The sequence below is a fragment of the Comamonas testosteroni genome, assembly GCF_014076415.1.
Classification (GTDB): domain Bacteria; phylum Pseudomonadota; class Gammaproteobacteria; order Burkholderiales; family Burkholderiaceae_C; genus Comamonas; species Comamonas testosteroni_F.
Map to the genome: position 1 here is coordinate 1,528,515 of NZ_CP043568.1, position 14,484 is coordinate 1,542,998.

Annotated in this window: 9 protein-coding genes and 1 tRNA gene; 7 read left to right on the top strand and 3 right to left on the bottom strand. The window is 61.2% G+C overall.

The genetic code is table 11. The features are described from left to right. Positions 1–5: 5 nt before the first annotated feature. The 3 genes from hpnE to hpnC form a co-directional block, all read right to left on the bottom strand. A complete protein-coding gene (gene hpnE / locus F0P97_RS06920; RefSeq protein WP_182286177.1) occupies positions 6–1,352 on the bottom strand; it encodes a hydroxysqualene dehydroxylase HpnE in 1,347 nt (448 codons plus the stop codon). A gap of 7 nt (positions 1,353–1,359) precedes the next feature. Next, positions 1,360–2,199: a presqualene diphosphate synthase HpnD gene (hpnD, locus tag F0P97_RS06925; RefSeq protein ID WP_003068899.1), complete on the bottom strand. Its 840-nt coding sequence runs from the start codon at positions 2,197–2,199 to the stop codon at positions 1,360–1,362. Positions 2,200–2,331: 132 nt separating this feature from the next. Continuing rightward, positions 2,332–3,213 carry a squalene synthase HpnC gene (gene hpnC, locus F0P97_RS06930; protein ID WP_182286178.1) on the bottom strand — a complete coding sequence of 294 codons (882 nt, stop codon included), beginning with the start codon at positions 3,211–3,213 and terminating at the stop codon, positions 2,332–2,334. 191 nt (positions 3,214–3,404) lie between these two features. Between hpnC and F0P97_RS06935 the strand changes: the two genes are divergently transcribed. The 7 genes from F0P97_RS06935 to lon all read left to right on the top strand — a co-directional run bounded on the left by F0P97_RS06935 (position 3,405) and on the right by lon (position 14,418). Then, a complete protein-coding gene (locus F0P97_RS06935) occupies positions 3,405–4,643 on the top strand; it encodes an efflux RND transporter periplasmic adaptor subunit (protein WP_182287122.1) in 1,239 nt (412 codons plus the stop codon). Further along, positions 4,640–7,849 carry an efflux RND transporter permease subunit gene (locus F0P97_RS06940; RefSeq protein WP_182286179.1) on the top strand — a complete coding sequence of 1,070 codons (3,210 nt, stop codon included), beginning with the start codon at positions 4,640–4,642 and terminating at the stop codon, positions 7,847–7,849. Before F0P97_RS06935 ends, F0P97_RS06940 begins: the two co-directional genes overlap by 4 nt. 85 nt (positions 7,850–7,934) lie before the next feature. Further along, positions 7,935–8,021: transfer RNA gene (locus F0P97_RS06945), tRNA-Leu, on the top strand. Between the two features lie 335 nt (positions 8,022–8,356). After that, entirely contained in the window at positions 8,357–9,667 is a 1,311-nt protein-coding gene (tig, locus tag F0P97_RS06950; protein WP_003068908.1) for a trigger factor, read from the top strand. Between the two features lie 133 nt (positions 9,668–9,800). Continuing rightward, positions 9,801–10,409: an ATP-dependent Clp endopeptidase proteolytic subunit ClpP gene (gene clpP / locus F0P97_RS06955; RefSeq protein ID WP_003068910.1), complete on the top strand. Its 609-nt coding sequence runs from the start codon at positions 9,801–9,803 to the stop codon at positions 10,407–10,409. Between the two features lie 176 nt (positions 10,410–10,585). After that, complete coding sequence (gene clpX / locus F0P97_RS06960) at positions 10,586–11,848, top strand: ATP-dependent Clp protease ATP-binding subunit ClpX (RefSeq protein ID WP_012837449.1); 1,263 nt, start codon at positions 10,586–10,588, stop codon at positions 11,846–11,848. Positions 11,849–12,003: 155 nt separating this feature from the next. Next, positions 12,004–14,418: an endopeptidase La gene (gene lon, locus F0P97_RS06965; protein WP_182286180.1), complete on the top strand. Its 2,415-nt coding sequence runs from the start codon at positions 12,004–12,006 to the stop codon at positions 14,416–14,418. Positions 14,419–14,484 lie beyond the last annotated feature (66 nt).

The following is a 14,484-nucleotide window of genomic DNA, read 5'->3' on the forward strand; positions in this document are numbered from 1 at the left end:
GCTGCTCAGCCCTGGTCTATCCGGACCAGCTTCTCAGCCGCCGCGAGTCCGCAGCGCACGGCACCTTCCAGCGTCGCAGGGTAGGGCCCGTTCACATAGTCGCCGCAAGCCCAGAGGCCATGGCCCAGCTCCATGTCAGGGCGCTTCACGCCGGGCCGGCAGGCAAATGTGGCGCGCTTTTCAACCACGGTCAGCACAGCTTGAATGTCCTGCCAGCCCAGCTGTTGGCGAGCCTGATCCAGCACCTGCTGCTCCAGGGTTTCGCGGTCCGTGCGGCAGTCGCTGATGACAAAAGCCATCAGATCTTGCTGGACGGTATCGGAGGATTGCAGGTGCCCGCGGTCAAACACAAACTGGGCCGGAGCCTGCCCGCCCGGTTGCAGTGCCAGCCAGGGCAACTCGGCGGCAAGGCGATGGCTGGTGCGCGCATAGACCGTGGCAATGGCCGTGTGCTCCAGCGCCTGCGCGGTCTGTGCCCAGTGCTGGTAATGCACGCCGTCACGTGCGGGAAGTCGCTGGTCTTCGGCAGCCAGCAGGGCCAGGCGGGCGGCTTCCTGAGGTGGGCAGGCCAGCAGCACGGCATCGAAGCGCGATTGCTCAAGCGCTGGTGTCAGTGTCGCATTGGATGCACGCAGCAGCCATTGCCGGCCATGGGGAATCAGCTCCTGAATCCGGCTGGCCGTATGCACCGCATGGGCGCGGCCTTGCAGCCATTGCGCAGCCGGGATGGGAAAGAGATCGCCAAGGCCGCGGCGTGGCACCATAAAGTGCGAGCCGCCTGTGCCTGCGAACAGGGCGTCATGCAGCACACGCAAGAAGATGCTGCCACTTGCCTGCGAGGCCGGCAGGTTGAGGGCTGATACGCACAGAGGTTCGATGAACTCATCGAGCAGGCGCTTTGGCAGACCGCTGCAGATGTCGGCCACGGTGGCCTGGTCTGCGCAGCGAAAGCCCTGAACGCGCCAGCGCAGGGCGCGCCCCAGCAGGGCGGTACGTTCGCGCAGTGACCAGCCGCTGGCGCTGGCAATGCCGATCAAGGCGTCCAGCGGCGCCGGCAGGTCGGGGAAGGACAGGCCGCTGCCATCGGCGTAGCGCATGGCCAGTGGCCTGCGCAGCAGGGTATGTTCTGGCGCTGCGCCCACGACGCGCATGAGCCTCAGGCATTCGGCATAGGCGCCGATCAGAATGTGCTGGCCGTTGTCGGCGATGGTGCCGCCCGGCAGTTCCAGATTGCGGGCCCGGCCACCCAACTGGCGGCCGGCTTCGAATATCGTGGGCCGATGACCGCTGAGCGAGAGCTGTACTGCGGCAGCCATGCCGGCCCAGCCGCCACCGATGATGGCAACTTGCATGGCGCGCTTACATGCGGCCCAGTGCCTGCATCTTCCAGACCAGCCAGAACTTGCGCAGTGGCGTGAGGCTGATGCGCTGGTGCAGCACCTGGAAGTTCTCTGACTCGATTTCGCGCAGCAGGGTGCGATAGATGCTTGCCATCATCAGGCCGGGCTTTTGTGCGTGGCGGTCGGCATCGGGCAGCAGGCCCAGCGCCTTGTCATACAGGCTGTGGGCACGCTCGGCCTGAAAGCGCATCAGCGCCGTGAAGCGATCCGAGTACTCGCGCTTGTTGATCTCGTGGGCCTTGACGTCGAACTGCTGCAGCTCGCTGATGGGCAGGTAGATGCGGCCGCGCATGGCGTCTTCGCCCACGTCGCGGATGATGTTGGTCAGCTGCAGGGCCTGGCCCAGGGTGTGGGCGTATTCGGTGGTGCGCTCCTCGGTCTGGCCGAAGATGCGGGCGGCGACTTCGCCGACCACGCCGGCCACCAGATGACAGTAGCGCTGCAGGCCGGCAAAGTCCAGATAGCGGGTCTGATCCAGATCCATCTGGCAGCCTTCGATGACGGCCTGCAGATGGCGCTCTTCGATGCCATAGGTCTTGGCGTGGGGCATCAGTGCCTGCATCACGGGGTGGGCGGACTGACTGGTGAATGCCCTGTGTACCTCGGTCTTCCACCAGGCCAGCTTGGTGGCTGCCACGCCGGGGTCCGTGACCTCGTCGACCACGTCATCCACTTCGCGGCAGAAGGCATAGAAAGCCGTGATGGCGGCGCGGCGCTCCTTGGGCAAGAAGAGAAAGGCGTAATAGAAGCTGCTGCCCGAAGAGGCGGCTTTGTCTTGGACGTACTGATCCGGATTCATAGGGGGAGCATTGTCCCATGACGCGGGCGCTTGGCCGACACAACAGTGAAATGCGCTGTATGCACCTGGTTGGATGTCAAATTCAATAGCGCCTTGCGCAGGCTCATCAGGGGATAGGGGCTATCTGTTCGATCACATGCGCACGGCTTGCCAGAGCATGGCGACCATATCGAGCTTGCCCAGCTTGATGCGCTGATAGAGGTTGCGGCCCTGCATGGCGTCCAGTCTGTCCAGAATGCGCAGACCGCCTTGCACGACCAGGCGCAGCTCCCAGCCCGTGCGGCCGGGCAACTGATGCACCAGCTGCGCGCCATGGATCATCAGGCTGCGGGCCTGGCGGTTGAGCTCGCCGAGCAGAGATTGCAGCTCAGGTGTCAATGCCGCTGCTTCCGGCTTGATGGCGCTTCGCACAATGCCATGGCGGGCCAAGTCGGCATCGGGCAGGTAATGGCGCTGGCGCGGCAAGTCCTGGCTCAGGTCCTGCCAGAAGTTGATCAGCTGCAGCGCGGTGCAGATGGCGTCGCTCTGGATCAGTGCCTTGGCGTTGACCACGCCGTACAGATGCAGCAGCAGGCGACCGACCGGGTTGGCCGAGCGGCGGCAATAGTCCAGCAATTGAGCCATGTCGCTGTAGCGGGCCTGGGCGGCCGTCATGCGCACATCCTGCTCGAAGGCGCTGAGCAGGTCGGCCAGCAATGGCTTGGGCAGACGATGTGCCTGAACCTGAACTGCCAGCGGGCCAAAGATATGGGGCCAGGAAGTTCGCATCAGCATGGCGGCTTCGCCGGCGCTGCCCAGCTGCTGCAGGTCGGCGGCATATTGCTGCAACTGTGCCAGGCGCTTCTCTGCGCAGTGATCGCCTTCGTCGGCCAGGTCGTCAGCGGTGCGCGCAAAGTGGTAGATGGCGGCGATGGGCGCACGCAGCCGTGGCGGGCACAGCCAGGAGGCAACGGGAAAATTTTCGTAATGGGTGATGCTGGCCGGCGCATTGGCGGCGGGGCTTGCTGGGGGCATATGGTTCACACCCGTATTGTGGACCGGGCTGGCTTGCCGGCTTGCGCCAGCCCATAAAAAGACGGCGCAAAAGCGCACGTGCGTGCACAATCAGCGCTGACTTTGGTGCAGTTGCCTGCCCGGCGGCTGCGCTTTTCCTATTTTTACAAGCCCAGAACACCATGGCTGTTTCGTCTTCTCGTCGTTTTGCAATGTTGTCTTTGTCACACCGGCCTGCCGCGCCTTTGCTGGCGCTGTCCATAGTGGCGGCTGCGGCCATGTTGTCGGCCTGTTCCAAAAAGGAGGCTGCGCCCGAGCCGGTGCGTGCCGTCAAGCTGGTGACCGTGGGTGAGGGGCAGATCGAGTCTGCCCAGGAATACTCGGGCGATGTGCGCGCCCGTGTCGAGTCTCGCCTCGGCTTTCGCGTGGCGGGCAAGATCACCAGGCGTGAAGTGGAGCTGGGCCAGCATGTGAAGGCTGGACAGGTGCTGGCGCGACTGGATGCGCGCGATTACCAGCTCAGCGCCGATGCCGCGCGTGCCCAACTGGCCTCGGCCACCACGCAGCGCGATCTGGCCGAGGCCAATGCCCGGCGTTTTCGCACGCTGCGAGCCCAGAACTTCATCAGCGCCGCCGAGATGGAGCGCTACGAGGCCAATCTGAAGGCTGCCCAGGCCTCGCTCGATCAGGCCCGTGCCCAGCTCTCCAGCCAGTCCAATCAGGAGAACTACACCCAGTTGCTGGCCGATGCCGATGGCGTGGTCACCGCCGTGGAGGCCGAACCCGGTCAGGTTGTTTCAGCGGGAACGCCTGTGGTGCGGATTGCCCAGGATGGCGCACGCGATGCGGTGTTCAGCGTGCCCGAAGACCGGCGCAGCGCCATCAGGCCGGGCCAGGGCGTGAAGGTGCGCCCCTGGTCGGACGAGTCGCGCGTGATCAACGCACAGGTGCGTGAGGTGGCGGCCAGTGCCGACCCGGCCACACGCACCTATGTGGTCAAGGCCGCCCTGCAGGGCACGGATCTGCCCGCACTGGGCGCCACCGTGCATGTCATGCCCGAGGGCATGGGGGTGAGCCGCGAAGCCATAGGCAGCCAGGTCATCAAGCTGCCAACCACGGCCTTGCGCCAGGAAGGGGGTAACGGTCAGAGTACGGCCGTCTGGCTGTATGACGCGGCCAGCAGTTCGGTGAAGCTGCAGCCGGTGCAGATTGCCAGCGCCGACGGCAACGAGGCGGTGATTGCCTCGGGTCTGCAAGCCGGCATGCAGGTGGTGGCCACGGGTGTTCATGTGCTGACCCCTGGGCAGAAGGTGACTGTGTATCGCGATAAGTATGCCAAGCCGCTGCAGGGTTCTACATCAAATCTGCCCAAAACGCAGGTGGGTAAAGCGCTGGATGCTCCTGAATCAGGTGCGGATCAGCCTGCGGCGGCTGCGGAGGCGGGCAAATGAGCGGCGCTGGACAGAAAAAGACCGGTGGTGCGCATTTCAATTTGTCTCGCTGGGCGCTCGATCATGTGGCGCTGACACGCTATTTCATTGTCGTGCTGATGCTGCTCGGCTTTACGGCCTTCTTCCAACTGGGCCAGGACGAGGATCCTCCGTTCACCTTCCGTGCCATGGTCATTCGCACCTACTGGCCTGGCGCGACGGCCGAGCAGGTTGCTCAGCAGGTGACGGACAAGATCGAACGCACGCTGCAGGAAGTACCTTATGCCGACAAGATCAGCAGCTACTCCAAGCCCGGCGAGTCGCAGGTCATCTTCCAGGTCAAGGACTACTCGCCCCCCAAGGAGGTGCCGCAGCTCTGGTATACGGTGCGCAAAAAAGTGGGGGATATGCGCTACACCCTGCCGCAGGGCGTGCAGGGGCCGTTTTTCAACGACGATTTCGGTGATGTCTATGGCGTGATCTATGCGCTGCAGGCCAAGGGCTTCAGCTATGCCGAGCTCAAGACCCTAGCCGACGATGTGCGTCAGCAACTGCTGCAGGTGCCCGATGTGGCCAAGGTCGAGCAGTTCGGCGTGCAGGATGAAAAGGTCTATGTGGAGCTGTCGCACCGCGCCACGCAGATGGGGCTGAACCTCAAGCAGGTGCTCGATCAGCTCAACCAGCAAAATGCCGTGGCATCGGCTGGTACCTTGCAGACGCCTGCCGAAACCATTGTGTTGCGTGTGCAAGGCCAGTTCAACGACCTGGAGCAATTGCGTGCCATGCCCATCATTGGCCAGGGCGGGGCGCAGTTCAGGCTGGGCGATATCGCCGAGGTGCATCGCGGCTATGCCGATCCGGCCAATGTCATGGTGCGCTTCCAGGGCGAGCCTACGGTGGCATTGGGGGTGTCCATGGTCAAGGGCGGCGACATCATTGCCCTGGGCAAGGCGCTGACGCAGGCCACGGAGCGCATCGCCAAAAGCCTGCCCGTGGGCGTGACGCTGAGCAATATGCAGAACCAGCCCAAGGCGGTGGCGGATTCGGTCAGCGAGTTTCTCCAGGTGCTGATCGAGGCCGTGGTCGTGGTGTTGGCCGTGAGCTTTCTGAGCCTGGGCCTGCACAGGCGCCCGGGGCAGCATCCGCTGTGGAAGCGCTGGTATATCGACCCGCGCCCCGGACTGGTGGTGGGCATCACCATTCCGCTGGTGCTGGCCGCGACCTTCCTGGCCATGTGGTACTGGAATATCGGCCTGCACAAGGTGTCGCTGGGCTCGCTCATCATTGCGCTGGGCCTGCTGGTGGACGACGCCATCATTGCCGTGGAGATGATGGTGCGCAAGATGGAGGAGGGCTACGACAAGTACCGTGCCGCCACCTTTGCCTATGAAATCACCTCCAAGCCCATGTTGACCGGCACGTTGATCACGGCCGCGGGCTTCCTGCCCATCGGCATGGCCAAGTCCATGACGGGCGAGTACACCTTTGCCATCTTCGCGGTGACGGTGATTGCGCTGGTGCTCAGTTGGTTTGCCTCGGTGTACTTCGTGCCCTATCTGGGCCTGCTGCTGCTCAAGAAGCCGCCGCATGCCGCCAAGCTGCCGCCCGAAGTGGCGTCCGGTGAGGTGTCGGCCGAAGAAGCAGGCATCAACACCAATGCTGGTGAGCATGAGCTGTTTGACACGCCGTTCTACAACCGTTTTCGCCGTACGGTGAACTGGTGCGTGCAGCACCGCTGGCTGACGATTGGCGCGACGGTGCTGGTGTTCGTGCTGGGCCTGGCGGGCATGGGCAAGGTGCAGCAGCAGTTCTTCCCCGATTCCAGCAGGCCCGAAGTGCTGGTCGATATATGGTTCCCCGAGGGCACTTCCCTGCAGGCCAACAAGGAAGTGACGCTGCGCGTGGAAAAGCGCTTTTTGCAGCTCGACGGCGTGGAGTCCGTCAGCGAATGGATAGGCTCCGGTGCACCGCGCTTTTATCTGCCGCTGGACCAGGTATTTCCACAGAACAACGTCTCCCAGTTCATTCTGGTGGCCAAAGACCTGAAGGCACGCGAGGAAATCCGCAAACAGTTGCCGGCGCTGATGGCCGAGGAATTCCCCGAGGTGCGGGCGCGCTCCAAGCTGCTGCCCAACGGGCCTCCCGTGCAATATCCGGTGCAGTTCCGTGTCATGGGCTCGGACCCCGCCAAGCTGCGCACCTACGCCGATGAAGTCAAGACGCTCATGCAGGCCAATGCCGATATGCGTGGCGTGAACGACAACTGGAACGAGTCCGTCAAGGTCATCCGCCTGCAGGTCGATCAGGACAAGGCGCGTGCCCTGGGTGTGACCAGCCAGTCGATCGCCGAAGCCACGGGCATGAACTTCAGCGGCACCACCGTGGGGCAGTTCCGTGAAGGCGACAAGCTGATCGATATCGTGATGCGCCCGCCCAAGCAGGACCGCGATGCGATTACCGATATCGCGGGTGTCTATGTCACCACGGCAAACGGGCAGTCCATTCCGCTCACGCAGATTGCCAAGCCCGTCATGGTCTGGGAGCCGGGCGTGATGTGGCGCGAGAAGCGCAACTTCGCGATTACCGTTCAAGGCGATGTGCGCGAAGGCCTGCAGGGCGCCACCCTGACCAACGAGCTGTTGCCGCAGCTGCGCAAGATGGAAGCCGGCTGGCATGCGGCTGGTGACACCGGCTATCGCATCGAAGTGGCCGGTGCCGTGGAGGAAAGCTCCAAGGGCTCCGGCGCCATCGTGGCGGGTATCCCGGTGCTGCTGTTTCTGACTTTCACATTGCTCATGTTGCAGCTGCGCAGCGTCAGCCGTTCGCTGCTGGTGTTCATCACCGGCCCCCTGGGCATCCCCGGTGTGGCGGCGGCCTTGCTGTTGCTGAATCGTCCCTTCGGCTTTGTGGCGCTGCTGGGCGTCGTGGCCTTGATGGGCATGATTCAGCGCAATTCGGTCATCCTGATCGATCAGATCGAAAGCGGGCGTGCCCGCGGCGTGCCGGCCTGGGATGCGATTGTGGAGGCGGCCGTGCATAGGCTGCGTCCCATCGTGCTGACCGCAGCAGCTGCCGTACTGGCCATGATCCCGCTGTCGCGCAGTGTGTTCTGGGGCCCCATGGCTGTGGCCATCATGGGCGGTCTGATTGTGGCGACCGTGCTGACCCTGCTGGCACTGCCTGCCATGTATGCAGCTGCATTCCGCATCAGAAAGGACATGGCCTGAGGCTGCATTGTGCGAAAGACTGCCGGTTTTGCGGCTAGAATCTGCGTCTTGACCTCAGTAAGCGTAGATTTGCGCATTGCTGACCGCGCGGGTGGCGAAATTGGTAGACGCACCAGGTTTAGGTCCTGACGGTGGCAACACCGTGCCGGTTCGAGTCCGGCTCCGCGCACCAGACATTGGCAGTCCCTGCTGCCTCAAGCCCGTAACCCCAAGCAGTTACGGGCTTTTTCTTTTCCTGCCCCTGCTTTGCAGGCGCGGCGTCAGCTTTTAAGGCAAACCCCTGTAGGGCGATGGCGGAGCCTGCGCAGCGCCTCGTTATAATGGTCGGCTTCGCCTGTTCCTGATTTGAACAAATGCCTGGCGCCAGACGCTGGGGCAAATGACCGGGGCAGGCTCTGGAAATTTGTGGTGCCGCATGTCGTTGGGTGTGCGCGCACTGTGACTTTGCGCAATACGGTGCAGGTTGCCTGGCAATCTGCACGGTCCTCATCCCTCTTAGGAAAAATCATGGCCGTTAACGTTGAAACTCTTGAAAAGCTCGAGCGCAAGATCACGCTGAGCGTGCCCCTGTCTGCGATCCAGTCTGAAGTTGATGCTCGCCTGAAGAAGGTGGCGCGCACCGTGAAGATGGACGGCTTCCGTCCTGGCAAGGTGCCCATGAGCGTTGTGGCTCAGCGTTATGGCTACTCCGTGCAATACGAAGTGCTGAACGACAAGGTGGGCGAGGCTTTTGCCGCTGCCGTGAACGAAGCTGACCTGCGTGTTGCCGGTCAGCCCAAGATCACCGAGAAGGAAGGCGCTCCCGAAGGCGAAGCACAATTCGATGCCGTGTTTGAAGTCATGCCCGAAGTCAAGATCGGCGATCTGACTGCAGCCGAAGTGGAAAAGCTGTCCACCAGCGTGGACGACGCGGCCATCGACAAGACCGTGGACATCCTGCGCAAGCAGCGCCGCACCTTCACCGAGCGCGCTGCCGGTGAAGCAGCCGTGGACGGCGACCGCGTGACCGTGGACTTCGAAGGCAAGATCGATGGCGAGACTTTCTCCGGCGGCAAGGCTGAAGACTTCCAGTTCCTGGTCGGTGAAGGCCAGATGCTCAAGGAATTCGAAGACGCAACCCGCGGCATGAAGGCTGGCGAGTCCAAGACTTTCCCCCTGGCTTTCCCCGCTGACTACCACGGCGCTGACGTGGCCGGCAAGACTGCCGACTTCCTGGTGACCGTCAAGAAGGTGGAAGCCCCCAACCTGCCCGAAGTGAACGAAGAGTTCGTGAAGACTCTGGGTGTGGACGGCGGCTCTGTTGAAGCCCTGCGCGACGACATCAAGAAGAACTTGGAGCGCGAAGTGAAGTTCCGCGTTCAAGGTCGTAACAAGCAAGCCGTGATGGACGCCCTGGTGTCCGTGGCCGAGCTGGATCTGCCCAAGGCTTCCGTGCAAGCTGAAGTGGGTCGCCTGCTGGAAGGCGCGCGCGCCGAGCTGGAACAGCGCGGCATCAAGGACGCAGCCAAGGCTGAAATCCCTGAAGACATCTTCCTGCCCCAAGCCGAGCGTCGCGTGCGCCTGGGCTTGGTGGTGGCCGAGCTGGTCAAGACCAACAACCTCCAAGCTACTGCCGAGCAGATCAAGGCTCATGTGGAAGAGCTGGCATCCAGCTACGAGAAGCCCGAAGACGTGGTGCGCTGGTACTTCGGCGACCGCAACCGTCTGGCCGAAGTGGAAGCCGTTGTGATCGAAAACAACGTGACCGAGTTCGTGCTGGGCAAGGCCAAGGTGACCGACAAGGCCGTTTCCTTCGACGAATTGATGGGTCAAGCCTAAGGGCTGGATCTTTTATCGGTGCTTGCCCTAGGCAAGTTCCGATAACTTGAATTGCGGGGCTTGTGCTTTTGCGCGCAAGCCCCATTTTCTTTTCAGAATGCGGCTACAGTAGGCGCATAGCACTGGAGAAAACATGAGCGCATTGGATACATTGGGTTTGGGCATGGTGCCCATGGTCATTGAACAGTCGGGCCGCGGTGAGCGCTCCTATGACATTTATTCGCGTCTGCTCAAGGAACGCGTGATTTTCCTGGTGGGCGAGGTTAACGATCAGACTGCCAACCTGGTGGTAGCCCAGCTGTTGTTCCTGGAAAGCGAAAATCCTGACAAGGACATTTCCTTCTATATCAACTCCCCCGGCGGCAGCGTGACGGCAGGCATGGCGATTTTTGACACCATGAACTTCATCAAGCCCGATGTCTCGACGCTGTGCACCGGCATGGCTGCGAGCATGGGTGCTTTCCTGCTGTCGGCCGGAGCCAAGGGCAAGCGCTATGCACTGCCCAATGCTCAGGTCATGATTCACCAGCCTCTGGGCGGTGCACGTGGTCAGGCGACCGAAATCGAAATTCATGCCCGCGAAATCATCAAGACCCGCGAGCGTCTGAACAAAATACTTGCCGAGCGTACCGGCCAACCCCTGGAAAAGATTCAGAACGACACCGAGCGTGACTATTTCCTTTCCGCCGATGAGGCTAAGGAATACGGCCTGGTTGACCAGGTAATCAGCAAGCGTTCCTGAAATGCATAGCACCGAGCCCCGTGTCTGATTGGGCTTGCAGGTGCTGGCAATGAAAAACCTGGGAGCTGCTGACTGGCTCCCGGGACTTGCTCGGCGGCGTTTGTCCCTGATGGCCTACGCCGCCTTGTCTTTGGTTATCATTAATTTTCGTTTTTTCGTAACGAGGCACAGCCCCCATGGCCGATAAAAAAGGCTCTTCCACCGAAAAGAATTTGTATTGCACCTTCTGCGGCAAAAGCCAGCACGAGGTCAAAAAGCTGATCGCCGGCCCGTCCGTGTTCATCTGCGACGAGTGCATCGACTTGTGCAATGAGATCATTCGCGACGAACAGCCTGCCGCCGACGCCAAGGAAGGTCGCGGCGATCTGCCGACGCCCGCCGAAATCAAGGCCAATCTCGACAATTATGTGATCGGTCAGGAGCAGGCCAAGCGCACGCTGGCCGTGGCGGTCTACAACCACTACAAGCGTCTGAACCACAAGGACAAGGCCGGCAAGGACGATGTGGAGCTCAGCAAGAGCAATATCTTGCTGATCGGTCCCACGGGTTCGGGCAAGACCTTGCTGGCCCAGACGCTGGCTCGTCAGCTCAACGTGCCCTTCGTGATGGCCGATGCCACCACGCTGACCGAGGCTGGCTATGTGGGCGAGGACGTCGAGAACATCATTCAGAAGCTGCTGCAAAGCTGCGAGTACGATGTTGAGCGTGCTCAGCGCGGTATTGTCTATATTGACGAAATCGACAAGATCTCCCGGAAGTCTGACAACCCCAGCATCACGCGTGACGTCTCGGGCGAGGGCGTGCAGCAGGCTCTGCTCAAGCTGATCGAAGGCACGATGGCCAGCATTCCGCCACAGGGCGGGCGCAAGCATCCGAATCAGGACTTTCTGCAGATCGACACCACCAATATCCTGTTCATCTGCAGTGGTGCGTTCGCAGGACTGGAAAAAGTCATCGAGAATCGCACCGAAGCTTCAGGCATAGGCTTTGGCGCTACCGTCAAGAGCAAGAAGCAGCGCTCCATCTCGGAGATGTTCCTCGAGATCGAGCCTGAAGATCTGATCAAGTTCGGCATCATCCCCGAGTTGGTGGGTCGTATGCCCGTGGTGACGGCGCTGGCCGAGCTCAGCGAAGATGCTCTGGTGCAGATCCTGACCGAGCCCAAGAATGCGCTGGTCAAGCAGTACAGCAAGCTGCTGGCCATGGAGGGTGTGGAGTTGGAGATCCGTCCCGCGGCCCTGAAGGCGATCGCCCGCAAGGCCCTGGCTCGCAAGACCGGTGCGCGCGGTCTGCGCTCCATCGTCGAGCAGGCTCTGATCAGCACCATGTTCGAGTTGCCGACCGCCGAGAATGTGGAAAAGGTAGTGGTGGAAGAAGCCACCATTGAAGACGGCAAGGAGCCGCTGCTGGTTTACCGCGAAGCGGCCAAAAAGGCCTGATACTGTGCTTGCGTGCAAGGTGGGCCCTCCAATGGGCTCGCTTTGTCGCCTGCGGCTGAAAGGCAATGCCCCTGAGGCGGCAAAAACAATTTGCCCCCAGGGGTTGAAATACACCGGTAAGCGGACCATCTTCCGCTGAGAAACCGAGGATACCTATGTCTGGACAAACCCCTTTGCCTTCTACCGAGCTGGACCTGCCACTGCTGCCGCTGCGCGATGTGGTGGTGTTTCCGCATATGGTGATTCCACTGTTCGTGGGGCGTGCCAAGAGCATCAAGGCTCTGGAGCTGGCCATGGAAGGCGACCGCCGCATCATGCTGGTGGCGCAGAAGACGGCCTCCAAGGACGAGCCTGCAGCGGAAGACATGTTTGATGTGGGCTGTGTCTCCACCATCTTGCAGATGCTCAAGCTGCCCGACGGCACCGTGAAGGTGCTGGTGGAAGGCCAGCAGCGCGCGCTGGTCAAGCAGGTTGCCGACGAAGAGTCTCACTTCACGGCATCTGTGACGCCCGTGGAGCCCGAAGGCGATGCCCATGAGCAAAGCGAAATCGAAGCTTTGCGGCGTGCCGTGACCCAGCAGTTTGATCAGTACGTCAAACTCAACAAGAAAATTCCTCAGGAAATCCTGACTTCGATCGCCAGCATCGACGATGCCGGTCGTCTGACGGACACCATTGCGGCCCACCTGCCTCTCAAGCTCGAGAGCAAGCAGGCGGTACTGGATCTGGTGGACATCAAGGAGCGTCTGGAAAACCTGTTCGAGCAACTCGAGCGCGAGGTTGACATCCTCAACGTCGACAAGCGCATCCGTGGCCGCGTCAAGCGCCAGATGGAGAAAAATCAGCGCGACTTCTATCTGAATGAGCAGGTCAAGGCCATCCAGAAGGAGCTGGGCGAGGGTGAGGACGGTGCCGACATCGAGGAGATCGAGAAAAAGATCAAGCTCGCCAAGATGCCTGCCGATGCTCGCAAAAAGGCTGAGGCCGAGCTCAAGAAGCTCAAGCTGATGTCGCCCATGTCGGCTGAAGCTTCGGTGGTGCGCAACTACATCGAAGTGCTGACTGGACTGCCCTGGAGCAAGAAGACCAAGATCAAGCACAATCTGGCGAATGCCGAGGAAGTGCTGAACGAAGATCACTTCGGCCTGGAAAAGGTCAAGGACCGCATTCTCGAGTATCTTGCCGTGCAGCAGCGTGTGGACAAGGTCAAGGCGCCCATTCTGTGCCTGGTGGGTCCTCCCGGCGTGGGCAAGACCTCGCTGGGGCAGTCCATTGCCAAGGCCACAGGTCGCAAGTACGTGCGCATGGCGCTGGGCGGCATGCGAGACGAGGCGGAAATTCGCGGTCACCGCCGTACCTATATCGGCGCCATGCCCGGCAAGGTGCTGCAGAGCCTGGAGAAGGTTGGAACGCGCAATCCTCTGTTCCTGCTGGACGAAATCGACAAGCTGGGCATGGACTTCCGTGGCGATCCTTCGAGCGCGCTGCTGGAAGTGCTGGACCCCGAACAGAACAACAAGTTTGGTGACCACTACGTGGAGGTCGACTTCGACCTGTCCGACGTGATGTTTGTGGCGACCTCCAACTCCATGAACATCCCTTCGGCCTTGCTGGATCGCATGGAGGTGATTCGCCTGTCGGGCTACACAGAAGACGAAAAAACCAATATTGCCATCCGCTATCTGCTGCCCAAGCAGATCACCAACAACGGCGTGAAGGACGGCGAGCTGGAAGTGACCGAAGCCGCGATTCGTGACATCGTGCGCTACTACACCCGCGAAGCGGGCGTGCGTTCGCTTGAACGCGAGCTGTCCAAGATTTGCCGCAAGGTGGTCAAGGGCTTGCAACTTGGCAAGCTTCAGCCCAAGGTGGAGGTGAATGCCGACAACCTCAATGAATATCTGGGCGTGCGCAAGTTCAGCTATGGCCGTGCCGAGCATGCCAATCAGGTGGGGCAGGTTGTGGGTCTGGCCTGGACCGAAGTCGGCGGCGATCTGCTGACCATCGAAGCCGCCACCATGCCAGGCAAGGGCGTCATTACGCGCACAGGTTCTCTGGGCGATGTGATGAAGGAGTCGGTCGAAGCTGCTCGCACCGTGGTGCGTAGCCGAGCTCGTTTGCTTGGTATCAAGGATGAAGCCTTCGAGAAAAAGGACATCCATGTGCACGTGCCTGACGGCGCTACACCCAAGGATGGCCCCAGCGCCGGGGCTGCGATGACGACAGCTTTTGTCTCGGCTCTCACAGGCATTCCCGTGCGGGCTGATGTGGCCATGACCGGTGAAATCACCTTGCGCGGCGAAGTCACGGCAATCGGCGGCCTCAAGGAAAAGCTGCTGGCTGCTCTGCGCGGTGGCATCAAGACCGTGCTCATTCCTGAAGAGAATGCCAAGGATTTGCAGGACATTCCCGATAATGTGAAGAGTGGTCTGGAAATCGTTCCTGTGAAGTGGATCGATCAGGTTCTTAAGGTGGCCCTGGAGCGTGTGCCGGATCCTTTGACTGAGGAAGCTGTAGCCACCGTGGCGTCCGCCGATGTCAAGCCGGTAGAGGCAGCCATCAAGCATTGATGCTTGTTTTGTGAAAATTGTGGCGTTTTTTCTGGGAGGGCTCAGAACTGCGCTACAATTCATCCA